The sequence below is a fragment of the Clostridium sp. LXY-7 genome, from assembly GCF_056172015.1.
This window is the reverse complement of the sequence record NZ_JBLLJL010000001.1, coordinates 1,150,454-1,166,694: the sequence shown is the minus strand read 5'-3', so window position 1 is coordinate 1,166,694 and position 16,241 is coordinate 1,150,454. Positions and strand designations below refer to the sequence as shown.

12 protein-coding genes are annotated in these 16,241 nt (G+C 30.7%); all 12 read right to left on the bottom strand.

The features are described from left to right. Positions 1–86: 86 nt before the first annotated feature. Positions 87–4,430 carry a PolC-type DNA polymerase III gene (locus ACI48Q_RS05520; RefSeq protein WP_474918044.1) on the bottom strand — a complete coding sequence of 1,448 codons (4,344 nt, stop codon included), beginning with the start codon at positions 4,428–4,430 and terminating at the stop codon, positions 87–89. A gap of 15 nt (positions 4,431–4,445) precedes the next feature. Then, positions 4,446–5,495, bottom strand: coding sequence for a flavodoxin-dependent (E)-4-hydroxy-3-methylbut-2-enyl-diphosphate synthase (ispG, locus tag ACI48Q_RS05515; protein ID WP_474918043.1), 1,050 nt, complete (start codon positions 5,493–5,495; stop codon positions 4,446–4,448). Positions 5,496–5,507: 12 nt separating this feature from the next. Further along, complete coding sequence (gene rseP / locus ACI48Q_RS05510; RefSeq protein WP_474918042.1) at positions 5,508–6,548, bottom strand: RIP metalloprotease RseP; 1,041 nt, start codon at positions 6,546–6,548, stop codon at positions 5,508–5,510. Positions 6,549–6,565: 17 nt separating this feature from the next. Then, positions 6,566–7,726 (bottom strand): 1-deoxy-D-xylulose-5-phosphate reductoisomerase, encoded by a 1,161-nt coding sequence (locus ACI48Q_RS05505; protein ID WP_474918041.1) that lies wholly within the window; start codon positions 7,724–7,726, stop codon positions 6,566–6,568. A gap of 255 nt (positions 7,727–7,981) precedes the next feature. Further along, entirely contained in the window at positions 7,982–8,788 is an 807-nt protein-coding gene (locus ACI48Q_RS05500) for a phosphatidate cytidylyltransferase (RefSeq protein WP_474918040.1), read from the bottom strand. Between the two features lie 16 nt (positions 8,789–8,804). Beyond that, a complete protein-coding gene (locus tag ACI48Q_RS05495; protein WP_474918337.1) occupies positions 8,805–9,557 on the bottom strand; it encodes an isoprenyl transferase in 753 nt (250 codons plus the stop codon). Positions 9,558–9,653: 96 nt separating this feature from the next. Next, on the bottom strand, positions 9,654–10,211 hold the full coding sequence (frr, locus tag ACI48Q_RS05490; RefSeq protein ID WP_474918039.1) for a ribosome recycling factor: 558 nt from the start codon (positions 10,209–10,211) through the stop codon (positions 9,654–9,656). A 17-nt stretch (positions 10,212–10,228) separates the two neighbouring features. After that, positions 10,229–10,951 carry a UMP kinase gene (gene pyrH / locus ACI48Q_RS05485; RefSeq protein WP_474918038.1) on the bottom strand — a complete coding sequence of 241 codons (723 nt, stop codon included), beginning with the start codon at positions 10,949–10,951 and terminating at the stop codon, positions 10,229–10,231. 107 nt (positions 10,952–11,058) lie between these two features. Next, entirely contained in the window at positions 11,059–11,976 is a 918-nt protein-coding gene (tsf, locus tag ACI48Q_RS05480) for a translation elongation factor Ts (protein WP_474918037.1), read from the bottom strand. Positions 11,977–12,100: 124 nt separating this feature from the next. After that, positions 12,101–12,802: a 30S ribosomal protein S2 gene (gene rpsB / locus ACI48Q_RS05475; protein WP_474918036.1), complete on the bottom strand. Its 702-nt coding sequence runs from the start codon at positions 12,800–12,802 to the stop codon at positions 12,101–12,103. A 268-nt stretch (positions 12,803–13,070) separates the two neighbouring features. Continuing rightward, positions 13,071–13,844 (bottom strand): GTP-sensing pleiotropic transcriptional regulator CodY, encoded by a 774-nt coding sequence (codY, locus tag ACI48Q_RS05470; protein ID WP_474918035.1) that lies wholly within the window; start codon positions 13,842–13,844, stop codon positions 13,071–13,073. Between the two features lie 285 nt (positions 13,845–14,129). Then, the gene (gene topA / locus ACI48Q_RS05465; protein ID WP_474918034.1) at positions 14,130–16,217 is read right to left on the bottom strand and encodes a type I DNA topoisomerase; all 2,088 of its coding nucleotides are present in this window, start codon (positions 16,215–16,217) and stop codon (positions 14,130–14,132) included. Positions 16,218–16,241 lie beyond the last annotated feature (24 nt).

Genomic DNA, 16,241 nt, shown 5'->3' with positions numbered 1-16,241 from the left:
AAAAACAAATTTATTCTTGCAAACTAAACTACAAATAATTATATCATAGATAAATATCATATGCAAATCTTTCTTTTTATATGCTTTTAAAAAAGGCTTAATTGATTTGTCTCTGGCAAATAACCTAAGGCTCCGTGGTTATCTAATGCTTCTATTACAGTTTTAGTAGCCTTACTTCTTATCCTCAAATCTTCCTTTGAGATAAATTCGCCTTCCTTCCTTGACTCTTCAATAGCTTTAGCTGCATTGACTCCAACTCCTTGAAGTCCACTCATAGGAATTCTTATGCTATCACCTTCTATAGTAAATTTTGTAGCATCTGATTTATATATATCCACTGGCAGAAATTTTATACCTCTTTTGTGCATTTCATAGCATAGTTCTAATACAGTTAAAAGATTTTTTTCCTTGGTTCCAGCATTGTTTCCAAGAGCATTTATTTCATTCATTGCATGCTTAATGGCCTCTTCTCCCTTAGATGCAATATCTCCATCAAAATCATCTGCTCTAACAGTAAAATAAGTGGCATAATAAGCCTTTGGATAATAAACCTTAAAATATGCAATCCTTACTGCCATCATTACATATGCCACAGCATGACCTTTAGGAAACATATATTTTATCTTTTTACAAGATCCTATATACCAATCAGGAACATTATGTTCTCTCATTATGGATTCATGCTCTTCACTTAACCCTTTTCCTTTTCTTACTTTTTCCATTATATTAAAGGCAGTTTTAGGAGGGAGACCCTTATATATGAGATATACCATAATATCATCTCTTGTAGCTATACATTCCTTAAGTGTTGTATACCCTTCTTTAATATAATATTGAGCATTATTAAGCCATACATCTGTTCCATGAGAAAGACCTGAAATTCTTACCAAATCAGAAAATGACTGAGGTTGAGTATCTATAAGCATCTGTCTAACAAACTTAGTTCCAAACTCAGGTATGCCATAGCTTCCTACTTCACACTCTAATTCTTCCCTTGTAACCCCTAATGCATCTGGACAAGTAAATAAGCTTATAACCTTAGGGTCTGAAAGAGGAACTTTTCTAGGATCAATTCCCGTTAAATCCTGTAACATTCTAAGTACTGTAGGGTCGTCGTGTCCTAGAATATCAAGTTTTAATAATCTACCACTTATAGAGTGGTAATCAAAATGAGTAGTTATAATGTCTGAATTTGGATCATCTGCTGGATGTTGTATAGGGCAAAAATTAAATATTTCATTGTCACTAGGCACTACCATTATTCCACCTGGATGCTGACCTGTAGTTCTTTTAACCCCAGTACATCCTATGGTCAATCTCTCAATTTCTGCATTTGTCCTATCTATATTTCTTTCATCTAAATATTTTTTAACAAATCCATAAGCAGTTTTATCTGCAATAGTTCCTATAGTTCCAGCTTTAAAAGTATAGCCCTTTCCAAAAAGCACCTCAGTATATTTATGAATATCACCTTGGTTATCTCCTGAAAAGTTTAAATCTATATCTGGTTCCTTATCCCCCTCAAAACCTAAGAAAGTCTCAAAAGGTATATCATGACCATCTTTTATATAAAGTGTTCCACAAATTTCACAGTTTTTGTCAGGTAAATCTACCCCTGATCCCACTAAACCATCCATAAAAAACTCACTATGTTTACAATTAGGGCATACATAATGAGGCGGTAACCCATTTACCTCTGTAATATTAGTCATAGTAGCAACAAAAGAAGATCCAACTGATCCTCTAGATCCAACTAGATAGCCATCACTTAAAGATTTTGCCACCAACTTATGAGCTATAAGATATAACACTGCATATCCATTGTTTATTATAGAATTTAACTCTTTCTCAGTCCTCTTTTGAATCACTTCTGGTAAACTATCACCATATATCTCCCTAACTCTATTTAATGTCATTGTTCTTATTTCTTCTTCTGCACCATCAATTTTAGGAGCATAAGTTTCATCTGGTATAGGCTTTACAAACTCAATCATAGATTCAATATCACTAGGATTCTTTATTACTACTTCTCTAGCCTTCTCTTCACCTAAGTAGGAAAATTCCCTTAACATCTCTGTAGTAGTTTTAAAGTAAAGTGGTGCTTGATCATCGGCATCGTCAAAACCTTTTCCAGCCATTAATATTCTTCTGAAAACTTCATCACTAGGCTCTAAAAAATGTATATCTCCGGTAGCTACCACTGGTTTTTTATAATATTCTCCTAGCTCATATATTCTTTTATTTATTTCAATAAGTCCTTCTTTATCTTTCACCATATTTTTTCTAACTAGAAATTCATTATTTCCTATAGATTGAATCTCTAAGTAGTCGTAAAATGATACTATTTGATCTAAATCTTCAAAGCTTTTTCCAGATAAAATCCCTTTAAATATTTCCCCTGCTTCACATGCTGACCCTATTATAAGCCCTTCTCTATGTTGTTCAATTAAACTTTTAGGAAGTCTAGGCCTCCTATAATAGTGATCTAAATTTGAATAAGATATTAATTTATATAAGTTTTTAAGACCTACCTGATTTTTCACTAATAATATAACATGGTTAGTTTGAGCTTTCTTTATATCAAAGGTTTTTAAGTATTCCCTGTTTAAATTATCTACATCTTCTATATTTCTTTCTTTTAGCAGTTCAAAACATTTTAATAAAATATCTCCAGTAGCTTTTGCATCATCCACTGCTCTATGATGATTTTCAAGAGAGATATTTAGATGATCACATATTATATTTAGTTTATGTTTTTTTAACTCTGGAAATAAAAATCTTGCTAAGGGTAATGTATCTATAATTCCATTATTAAATTGCAATCCTAATCTTCTACAGTTTGATTTTATAAAACCACAATCAAACTCAGCATTATGTGCAACTACTACATTATCTCCAACAAAGTCTAGAAACTGTGGTAATATGGTTTTAATATTAGGACTATCTTTTACCATATCATTATTTATTCCTGTAAGTTCTGTAATAGTATATGAAATCCCTCTCTCCGGATTAATTAATCTATTGAAACTATCAACTACAATACCATTTTTAATTTTAACTGCTCCAATTTCTATTATTCTATCATTCTCACTAGAAAATCCAGTAGTTTCAATATCAAAAACCACAAATTCGTCTGAGAATGAACGTCCTTTACAATTAAACCCAATAGGAACACCATCATTTACTAAATATCCCTCTAATCCATATATAACCTTTATGTTATATTTCTTACCTGCATCCATAGCCTCTGGAAATGCCTGTGCAACTCCATGGTCCGTAATGGCTATCGCTTTATGCCCCCACTTTGATGCTCTTTCTATTAACTTTGTAGCCGTAGTAATCCCATCCATCGAACTCATATTAGTATGAGCATGTAGCTCTACCCTCTTTTCATCACTACTATCCATTCTTTCATTCTTTTGAAGTTTAACTACAGTTCTTGCATTAAGCACTAAGTCTTTAGAAAACCTATCTATCTCAACTTCTCCATAAACTTTACAGTATAATCCAACTTTAAGTTCTTGAAGCATCTTATCCACATCATCACTTGGTCTTGGATATATTTTTACTGTTATAGAGCTAGTATAATCTGTAACATAAATAGATGGATATACTTTTCCATTTTTTGCCTCAAATATATTGACTTTAAATATATCGCCTGTGATAGCAACTCTTCCAGATGACATATCTAACTCATTAATAGGAGTATTATCTTCATTAATATTTCTATTACCATATATAATATTTTCATCGAGAGACTCTTTTGAGGTGTTTTTACTTCCATAATTCTCTTTCCAGTTATATTTTTTCTTTTCCTCAACTTTATTCCTAACTGTTTCTTTAGATTTATTTTTTTTATCCTCTACTCTCAACGCACCCATAGAATTTACTATACTTTTTATAATTTTTTGTTCTTCTAATTCTTTTTCTATAATATAATTTTGGTCTTCTAATTCTACATCATAGGTGAATTTTACATCCACTACTAAATTAAACATATTATTTATTTCTCTTTTTATAATTTTGTCAATATCTTTACTTACAAGCATAGTATGAATAAATTTATTATCTAGCACTATGTTAATAGAATTACCTTTAATTTTCTTTACCGCTTTTAATAAATTTACTTTAGCTGATGGGAAAAATGCAGTAAGAGAATTTATTACATCAATCCAATACTCTCCTACTACATTTTCTATTGTTACATCTTCTATATCTTTGTACCAAAGTATCTCCATAGCATCAAAACTCTTAAGTCTTTCTCCTATAAGCTTATATATAAGTTTTTTATCTTTACTTTCTAACTCTTCTTTGTACTTCAGTATGACCCTCAGCTTTTCACTTTGTTTTAAGTATTGAACCTTATAAACCTTTATATCCTGTTGTATGTTGTAGCTTTCATCATATTTTAAAAGTTCACTTAAGGTCATATTAAACCCCCTACTCTACAATTTGCTAATTTCTTTTATCAATTCGTCAATTATATATTCTTCCTTTACTTTTTTTATTATCTCACCTTTTTTGAATATAAGAGCCTCTCCTCTTCCCCCAGCAATTCCTATATCTGCTTCCCTAGCTTCTCCTGGTCCGTTCACTACACATCCCATAATCGCTACCTTAATATCTTTATCTATATTTCCTAATCTATTTTCCACCTCTTCAGCAATTTTAATCAGATTAATTTGAGTTCTACCACAAGTAGGACAAGAAACAAATTTAATTCCTCCTGTTATCAACCCTAAAGATTTAAGTATTTCCTTACCTACCTTAATTTCCTCTTTTACATCCCCTGTGAGAGAAACTCTTATAGTGTCACCTATTCCTTGAGCTAAAAGGGCTCCTATTCCCACACTGGATTTAATTGTACCACGCCATATAGTTCCAGCTTCTGTAACTCCTAAATGCAGAGGATAGTTCACTTCTTTTGAAACTATATTATAGCTATCAATCATTTGAACTACATCAGAAGATTTTATAGATATAACTATATCATCAAAGTTTACATCCTCTAGAATCTTCACATGGGTAAGAGCACTTTCTGCTAAGGCCTCACTACATACTTTGCCATATTTATCCAATATATTTTTTTCTAATGATCCCGAATTTACTCCTATCCTTATAGGAATATTTCTTTCTTTAGCAGCTTTAGCAACTAATTTAACCCTTTCAACGTCTCCTATATTTCCAGGATTAATTCTAAGCTTAGACACACCATTTTCTATAGATTTTAAAGCCAATCTATAATCAAAATGTATATCCGCTACAAGTGGTATGTTTATTTCTTTAACTATCTGTTTTATAGCCTCTGCGGCTTCCATATCGGGAACCGCACATCTAACTATATCACACCCCACCTGCTCTAAAGATAAAATTTGGTTGACAGTTGCTTTTATATCTCTTGTATCTGTATTCGTCATGGATTGTATAGCTATTTTACTATCTCCTCCAATAAAAGTATCTCCAACTATTATCTTTTTAGTTTGTTTCCTATTCATATATCTTCACCTCTAGAATTGTATAGGATGTATTATATCCTTTAATAAAACTAGTACCATTACTCCCATAAGTATTAAAAAGCCAAAGTAATTTATAGTAGCAACCTTTTCTTTATCCACTTCTTTTCCTGTGATTATTTGAAATAACAATAAGAATATCCATCCACCATCTAAGGCTGGAAATGGTATAATATTAAATATAGCTAACTGCACACTTAAATAGGATATAAATGTAAGTAAGGTTAAAATTCCTTGCTCTGCTGCTCTTCCAGAAATCTTAATTATGCTAATAGGTCCACCTACATCATCTGCAGATACTTTACCTTGAAATAGCTGCCCAAAGAAACCAAAAGTCTGTCTAATAGTACTAATAGTTTGATTGAATCCATAAGAAACTGATTGAATAAAGTTAGGATTAACTACTTTTGAAGATATTCCTATAATATATCTATTTAACTCTTCATCTTTCACTGGAGTAAGGTTTAAAGCAATCTTCTCATTATTTCTTTCTACCGTCATGTTTACAGGGTTTCCCTCACCAGTTATCACTTCATTGAGAAAATCCTCCCACGTTGTAACTTTTTTCCCATTTACTTCCGTTATTTTATCTCCTGCTTTTATACCAATTTCCATAGCTGGTGAATTTTCTCCAACTTTATCTATAATATTAGTTGCATGACCTTGTAGTCCACCTACCATTGCAAATAATACAATGGCTAAAACAAAATTCATTATAGGACCAGCAGCTACGATAGTTAATTTTTGGAATGAAGATTTGTTAGCAAAAGCTCTATTATCAACCACTGTAACATCATCTTCTTCACCATACATCTTAACGTATCCACCTATTGGAAGGGCTTTTATTAAATACTCTGTTTCTTTCCCCTTTATTCCAAATATCTTAGGACCCATGCCTAAGGAAAATTCTAAAACTTTTACCCCATTAACCTTAGCCATTATAAAATGACCTAATTCATGTATTATTATTAATAAACTAAAGGCAAGCAATGCCATTATAAAATAAGGCATATTTCTTATTAAACTTTCCAACATATTCTTTCCCCTCTCTACTACTTTTTAACATATCTTTCTAAAACATATTCTCTAACTCTTTTATCTATGTCTAAAACTTCCTCTAAAGAAGGATTTTTTACATATTTGAATTTTTTCATACATGTTTTTATAATTTCTTCTATTTGTAAATATTTAATTTTCTTATCTAGAAACAATTCCACAGCAATTTCATTAGCTCCATTATATATAGCTGGCATATTCCCTCCTAAAATTCCAGCCTCAAAAGCTAGTTTAAGACATAGAAAGGTATCCATATCTGGTTTCTCAAAGGTTAATTTCCCAATTTCAGTAAGATTGATTTTATTAACTATAGCATTCTTTCTCTCTGGAAAATTTAAAGCATATTGTATTGGTAATCTCATATCTGTACTTCCAAGTTGGGCTATTATAGCTCCATCTACATATTCAACCATGGAATGAATTATACTTTGCGGATGGACTACGACCTCTATATTTTCATAAGGAACATTGAATAGGAAATGGGCTTCTATTACCTCTAACCCCTTATTAACTAGAGTTGAAGAATCTATAGATATCTTTTTCCCCATATCCCATTTAGGATGTTTTAACGCCTGTTCTGGAGTAATATCTATAAGTTCCTCTCTTTTTTTCCCTCTAAAAGGACCTCCAGAAGCTGTCAATATTACTTTTTCTATGGCTTCCTTCTCATTCCCATGTATACATTGAAATATAGCTCCATGTTCAGAATCTACAGGTAGGATTTTCACTCCATTTTTCATAGCCTCTTTAATTACAATTTCTCCAGCCACTACTAAAGTTTCTTTATTTGCTAATGCAATGTTTTTTTTAGCTCTTATAGCTTTTATCGTTGGCTTAAGTCCAACAATTCCAACTACAGATGTAAGTACAGTATCTATCTCTTCAAGAGTTGCTATTTTTTCTAATGACTCCTCTCCAGAATAAATAATACACTTCTCATGTCTCTTGTGACAATATTTTTTAATTTTTTCATAGCAACCTTCATCTGTTACACCTATGTACTTTGGTTGAAATTCATCAATTATTTCTATTAATTTTTCATAATTTCTATGACCTGTTATCCCTATTAGTCTAAGTTGATTCTCTTCATTTCGAATAATATCCAGTGCCTGGGTTCCAATAGATCCTGTAGCACCTAATATACTTATATTTTTCACTAATATCTCTCCTTAATAGTCTAAATTTACAGTATTATTTAATTGTCATATATAATGAAATTTATATTTTAATATGTACATAGACATTATACCGTATAATATATATCAATACAAAAATTTATCTTAAACTAAAATTTAAATTATTAAAGTATTTTATTAAAATTATTTAAATCTTTCTCTATTATTTAAATTTTTCTCTCAAGTAAATATAATAATAAACTAAAAAAGGACTTATATGAAGCCCTTTTAGTAATTTTATATATTTATAAATATGGATACATAATAATAAACTATAACAGATACAAATAATATACTATCAAATCTATCTAATATTCCTCCATGTCCTGGTATTAAGTTTGAATAATCTTTAATTTTCGCATATCTTTTTATAGCTGAAGCAACTAAATCTCCTAATTGACTAAATATACCTCCTAATAGTCCAATAAATATGTAATGATATAAAGGTATAATAACTCCAAATCTAGTTATTATATAGCCATATAGTGTACATCCTAATATACTTCCTACTAATCCCCCAATAGCCCCTTCTACAGTCTTATTCGGACTAACCTTTGGAATAAGTTTATGCTTTCCTTGTTTTCCTAAATATCTTCCTGAATAATACGCTGCTGTATCACATCCCCAAGAAGCAATAAATATTATCCAAATTAGATAATTACCATATGTATTTATATTTAATAAATACATAAAACTAAAGAAAATAGTTACATAAAAACACGGAAGTATTGTCAATGCCACATCTATAAAATTATATTTTGTATTTAATACAGGAATTGTCATTAATATAAATACAGTAAAAATGAATACTCCTATTCCATGAGATAAGTTAAAATCTTTTCCTATGTATATATAGTATATAAGGCATAGCCCATATCCAATAAAAGATATAGGATTAAATTCACATTCTTTACAAGTTCTATAAAATTCATACATGCCGCATAAAGATAATATAAGCAATAAATATTTTAAATAATACCCTCCTAAAAAAGGAAATATAAGCAACGGAACTAACATTATCGCCCCTATATACCTTTTACTCATAAATTCACCTCCAATTCTATACTCCACCAAACCTTCTGTTTCTGTTCTGAAAATCTATGATGGCATTGTGTAAATCTTGTTCTGTAAAGTCAGGCCAATTTATATTTGAAAACCAAAACTCAGAATAAGCACCTTGCCAAAGCAAATAGTTACTAATCCTTAGTTCTCCACTAGGTCTTATAATCATATCGGGATCTGGCATGCCCTTCGTGTATAAGCTGTTTGATATGGTTTTTTCCGTTATATCCTCTATCTTGATATCTCCAGATAAAACTTTTTCAGCAATTTTTTTCACGCCATTAACTATTTCATCTCTTCCTCCATAGTTTAATGCAATATTTAAGGTTAGACCATTATTATTTTTAGTCATGTTTTTAGCCCACAAAATAGATTTCTGACATGATTTTGGCAACTTAGTCATATCCCCTATAACATTAAAGGTTACATTATTTTTATGTAATTCATCAATTTCCTTATTAATATATTCTATTATTAAGCTCATAAGGGTATCTATCTCTTGTTGTGGTCTCTTCCAATTTTCCGTAGAAAAAGCATATAGCGTTAAATATTTAACTCCTAATTTACTACATTCCTTAACCATAGATTTTATAGTTTTCATTCCTTCTCTATGCCCCATAGTCCTTGGAAGATTTCTTAACTTCGCCCACCTTCCATTTCCATCCATAATAATGGCTATGTGTTTAGGAATTTTCTCCATGTCTATCTTTACAAATTCTTCTTGTTTATTCTTCTTAAAAAAATTAAAGATACTCAACAATCTTCTCTCCATTCCTACATATATGTCAAGTAATTCATAGGTTTTTTACTATTAATAAAACCTGCAATTCTGCAGGTTTTATTAATACTATACTGACATTATTTCTTTTTCTTTTTCTTCAATTATTTTCTCTATTTGTTTAATAAATTTATCAGTTTCCTTTTGAATACTATCTTCTGCCTTCTTAGCTTCATCTTCAGCAATAGAATTATCTTTTTTAAGAGCCTTTACTTTATCATTAGCATCTCTTCTTATAGACCTTATGGCTATCTTAGCATCTTCACCAGTCTTTTTAACAGTTTTAACTAAATTCTTTCTAGTTTCTTCTGTTAACTCAGCAATTATCAATCTAATTACCTGTCCATCACTAGTCGGGTTCAATCCTAAGTCTGATTTTAATATAGCTCTTTCTATATCTTTTATAGAGCTCTTATCCCACGGTTGGATTAATAAAACTCTTGGTTCAGGTGCTGAAATGTTCCCTACTTGGTTTAATGGCACAAGAGAACCATAACACTCTACTTGAATTCTATCTAGCATTGTTGGATTTGCTCTCCCCGCCTTCATAGTACCTAAATCTCCTTTAAGTACTGCTATGGTTTTAACCATTTTATCATCAGCATTTTTAATAATATCCTTTACCATAAAACTACCTCCATATATTATTTACATATATTAGACGATACTAATGTACCAATATTTTCCCCTTTAACCGCTCTTATTATATTCTCCGGTTTATCTAATCCAAATACAAGAATAGGTATATTGTTATCCATACACAAAGAAGTGGCAGTAGAATCCATTACCTGCAATCCTTTTTCTAAGACTTCTATATATGATAATCCATCAAATTTATTAGCATTATTATATTTATGTGGATCTTTATCATATACTCCATCAACTTTTTTAGCTAAAAGAATAACTTCCGCTTCAATTTCCGCCGCTCTTAAAGCTGCTGCTGTATCTGTAGAGAAATAGGGATTACCTGTACCTGCTGCAAATATCACAACTCTTCCTTTTTCTAGGTGTCTCATAGCTCTTCTTCTTATGTAAGGCTCTGCAATCTCTCTCATCTCTATAGCCGTCTGAACTCTAGTGTGTACACCAATAGCCTCTAACGAATCTTGTAATGCTAGTGCGTTAATGCAAGTAGCCATCATACCCATATAATCAGCTGTAGTTCTATCCATTCCTTCACCACTTCTACCTCTCCATATGTTTCCTCCACCTACAACGGCACCAACTTCAACACCCATTTCTACTAATTTTTTTATTTGTATAGAAATGCTATTAGCAACTTCAAAATCTATACCATATCCCTTTTCAGCAGCTAATGCTTCTCCGGAAAGTTTTAACATAACTCTTTTGTATTTTGCAGCTTCCATGTATATTATACCTCCAAATTAAATTATTTACATCTGTAAAATTATTAATTTATAAAATATTTCATAAAACACTTTTAAAAAAAGAGAACACGAGGTTCTCTTTTAAGTTATTTCCCTTGCATTTTTTGAACTTCTTCTGCAAAGTTGTCTTCTCTCTTTTCTATACCTTCGCCTCTTTCAAATCTAGCGAAATGAGCTATTTCAATAGATGCACCTATCTTTTTAGATTCTTCTTGCAAATATTTAGCTATTGTATAGTCACCATTCTTAACCCAAACTTGCTCAACTAAACATATCTCTTTGTAGTATTTGTTTATTCTTCCCATAACCATTTTTTCAACAATATTTTCTGGCTTTCCTTCATTTAAAGCTTGAACTCTAAATATTTCTTTTTCTTTTTCTAAAGATTCATTATCTACAGCATCTTTATTTAAGAATAGTGGATTTGCTGCTGCAACTTGCATTGCTACATCCTTACCAATTATAGTTAATATATCTGCTTGTTTTTCACATGCTAATTGAACTAAAACTCCAATTTTTCCATTTCCATGGATATAACTTTGGATTATTCCATTTTCAACATTGAATTTTTCAAATCTTCTTACAGATATATTCTCACCGATTTTAGCTATTAAAGCAGTAACCGCTTCTTGTAATGTACTGCTTTCATCGCCTATATATTTTTCTGTTAATAATTCTTCAACTGTAGTAGCTTTAGTATATGCTGCCATTTTTGCTACATTGTTTGCAAGTGTTCTGAAATCATCATTAGCTGCAACAAAGTCAGTTTCACAGTTAACTTCAACTACAGATCCAATTTTCATATCTTCTGATATGTAAGTTGTAACTACACCTTCTGCTGCTATTCTTCCAGCTTTTTTAGCTGCTGCTGCTAATCCTTTTTCTCTTAATACCTCTATAGATTTTTCCATATCTCCATTTGTTTCATTTAGAGCTTTTTTGCAGTCCATCATTCCTGCTCCAGTTCTTTCTCTAAGCTCTTTTACCATTGCTGCCGTTATCATTAAAAATTCCTCCTATTCATTGGGTAATTTAAAAGGTAAATGAAAGAAATTTAATTCTCTCATCTACCTCAATAAAAATCATATATTTACAACCATAGATGAGGCTGTGTATAATTTAATTCTATTACTCAGCTATTTCTTCACCTTGTCTAGCTTCGATTATAGCATCTGCTAATCTTTCAGTTATTAATTTAACTGCTCTGATAGCATCATCGTTTCCAGGGATTACATAATCAACATCATCTGGATCACAGTTAGTGTCAACTATAGCTATTACTGGTATTCCTAATATCTTAGCTTCTGAAATAGCATTTCTTTCTTTTCTAGGATCGACAACAAATAGTGCTCCTATTTTATTAGCATCCATGCTTCTTATTCCACCAAGATTTTTTTCTAGTTTTTCTCTTTCGTTCTTAAGTTGAATAACTTCTTTCTTTGGAAGAACTTCAAATATTCCTTCTTCTTCCATTCTATCTAATTCTTCTAGTCTACCTATTCTTGCTTTGATAGTTCTGAAGTTAGTTAACATTCCACCTAACCATCTATTGTTTACAAAGTGCATGCTTGATCTGATAGCTTCTTCTTGAATAGCTTCTTGAGCTTGCTTCTTAGTTCCAACAAATAATATATCTTTTCCTTCTTCTGCAATTGATTTTATAAAATCATATGCTTCATCAATTTTCTTTACTGTCTTTTGAAGATCTATGATATATATTCCATTTCTCTCTGTGAATATATATGGAGCCATCTTAGGGTTCCATCTTCTTGTTTGGTGTCCAAAGTGAACACCAGCTTCTAATAATTGTTTCATTGAAATTACTGCCATTTAATATTCCCTCCTGGTTTTTCCTCCATTACTTTCATTTTTACTAAAAACCTTTTAAGGCACCTTTTAGTAAATAGAGTAATGTGTGTATTTTCTTATCTCGTGTATTATATCATACCTAAAATCACTATTCAATATTTTTTTATAATTATAAGATAAATATATTATAGTTATAATTGTAATATATATTAAGATAGAAATTCTTAAAATTAAGACTAAATAAAATTATAAAGGCTAAGTAATAACTAGCCTTTATATCAACAAATAATTATTTTAATTTTGCTAATTCATCTAATAATTTTTCATTTAGTATTTTTATATGCGTACCTTTCATTCCTAGAGATCTTGATTCTATTACTCCAGCACTTTCAAATTTTCTTAGAGCATTAACTATAACAGATCTAGTTATTCCAACCTTATCTGCTATTTTAGATGCAACTAATAATCCTTCTGTACCATCTAATTCATTAAAAATATGCTCTACAGCTTCTAATTCAGAATAAGATAATGTTCCTATTGCTAATTGAACGATAGCTTTTTTCCTAGCCTCTTCCTCAATCTGATCAGCTTTCGATCTTAATATTTCTAATCCAACTATAGTTGCGCTATACTCAGCAATAACTAAGTCATCCTCTGTAAAAGGTTTTCCAAATCTTGATATTAAAAGAGTTCCTAATCTCTCTCTATTTCCATTTATAGGCACCACAGTAGATAATTTTTCATCAAATCCGCAACTTTCACTTTCCTTTAAAAGACAAAAGCCCTTACTTTTCGTATTTGCTCTAGTTTCTTCTACAGTTAAAAGTTTTGCATTATATTCATCTGGAAATCTCATTCCTTCAACGACTTGTTCTCTTACATGTTCACATTCAAATCCACCAGATAAATTATACCCTAATACTTTTCCTTTTCTGCTAGCTATATATACATTACAGTCTAAAACCTCACTAAGAAGTTTACATATGTCGTCAAAAACCACAGGCTCTGCTCCAGATTTTTGTAATATCTTATTCAATCTTCTAGTTTTGTCTAATAATGACACTTCTATTCCTCCTAACTACTTACAATTTCTACACGTATTATTTTTTATATTATATAATTCTGTTAATAATAATTCTGTTAATAATTATTATACCCAAGAAACAAATCAAAATATTTATCCGCATTGAAACTTTTCTATTTTATTACTCAAGGATTCATTCTAGCATACATTTTTGTCGATTTCAATAAAATTTTGTTTTTTTATAAGTAAAAGTTTGGTGATATGTTAATGGAAAATTCAAATATAAACATTTAGTTATTTTATATTTTACTTTAATTGAAAAATTTATTCATTATTTATAGACTTTTTATGTTTACATTCATTATTGCTACACTCTAAATAATCACCCTTAGATTTAGTATGTCTTTTTACAAGTACACTACCACATTCTGAACACTTCTCACTTGTTGGTTCATGCCATGCAACAAAATTACAGTTTGGATAATTATCACACCCGTAAAATAACTTTCCTTTTTTACTTCTTTTCTCTAAAATTTTACCACCACATAAAGGACACGGAACTTCTAATTCTCTTGCAAGAGTTTTAGTATTTTTACATTCCGGGTATCCTGGACAAGCTAAAAAATCTCCAAATCTACCATGCTTGATAACCATTAGTTTTCCACATTTATCGCAAGGTACATCTGAAACTTTATCTTCAATAGTAATCTTAGCTATTTCCTTTTCAGCTATTTCTATACTTTGCTTTAAAGGCGTGAAAAATTCATTAACTATAAGTTTCCATTCAGATCTTCCTTCTTCTATACTATCTAATTTGCTTTCCATTTCTGCAGTAAATTCTACATCTACAATTTGTTTAAAATACTCACTAACTATATTGTTTATAATAAATCCCAATTCCGTAGGAATTAAAACTTTTTTGTTTCTTTCAACATATTTTCTATCGAGCAATGTAGATATAGTTGGAGCATAAGTACTTGGTCTTCCTATTCCATTTTCTTCTAAAGTTTTAACTAAGGAGGCCTCTGAAAATCTAGCAGGTGGCTGCGTAAAATGTTGCTTATTCTCAATCCCTTTAGATTTCAACACATCTCCTATGATAAGCTTTGGAAGTTTTGCTGATGCTTCATCTTCTTCTTCATTCTGTACAGAATATAATCTAGTGAAACCATCAAACTTAACCTTATATCCCGATACTTTAAGAGTATACTCTCCGTTTTGTATATCAATATTAGTAAAATCTAATAATGCCGATTCCATTTGACTTGCTACGAATCTATTCCATATGAGAGTATATAACTTTAACTGATCATTAGTTAATGTAGCTTTAGCTATTTCTGGGGTTATCTCTATATTTGTAGGTCTGATAGCCTCATGTGCATCTTGAGCTCCCTTTTTACCTTTATAAACTCTTTTTGTATTAGGAACATACTCTTCACCATATTCATTGCCAATAAAATTCTTACAAGCTTGTTGTGCCTCATCAGATATTCTTACAGAGTCAGTTCTCATATAAGTAATTAATCCTATAGTACCATGACCTTTTATTTCTATTCCTTCATATAATTGCTGAGCAGTAGACATGGTTTTTTTAGTAGAAAAATTTATTTTTCTATATGCATCTTGTTGTAATGTACTAGTGGTAAATGGTGGTAATGGATTTTTACTTTTTGTAGTTTCTTTTATATTACTTATAACATAATTTCCATTACTAAGTTCTTTTTGAATTTCTTTAGCTTCACCTTCACTGTGAATCAATAACTTTTTGCCATTTTTGTTGGCTAGCTTTATAACAAAACTTTTACCATTGATGCTTTCACTTACTTTTACTTCTATGGTCCAATACTCTACTGGTAAAAATGCATTAATTTCATTCTCTCTATCACATATGATTTTTAATGATACAGATTGGACCCTTCCTGCACTCAACCCCCATTTTACTTTTCTCCACAAAATAGGACTTATTTCATATCCCACTAATCGATCTAGTACTCTACGTGCTTGTTGAGCATCAAACACATTCTCATTAATTTTTCTTGGACTTTTAATTGCATTTTTCACAGCATTCTTAGTTATTTCATTAAATTCAATTCTACACTCTTCATGGTCTTCTATCTTTAAAACTTTAGATAAATGCCATGAAATTGCCTCACCCTCTCTATCAGGGTCAGTAGCCAAATATACCTTTTCACTTTTTTTTGCTTCTTTTTTTAATTTATCTAATAAGTCTCCCTTTCCTCTTATAGTAATATATTTTGGTTCATAGTTATTTTCTATATCAACGCCTAGTTGGCTTTTTGGTAAATCTCTAACATGACCCATAGATGCTTCAACAACATAGTTTTTCCCTAAATATTTTTTTATGGTTTTAGCTTTTGCTGGTGACTCAACTATTACTAGTTTTTGACCCATCTTATCCCCTCCATTACTACTTGT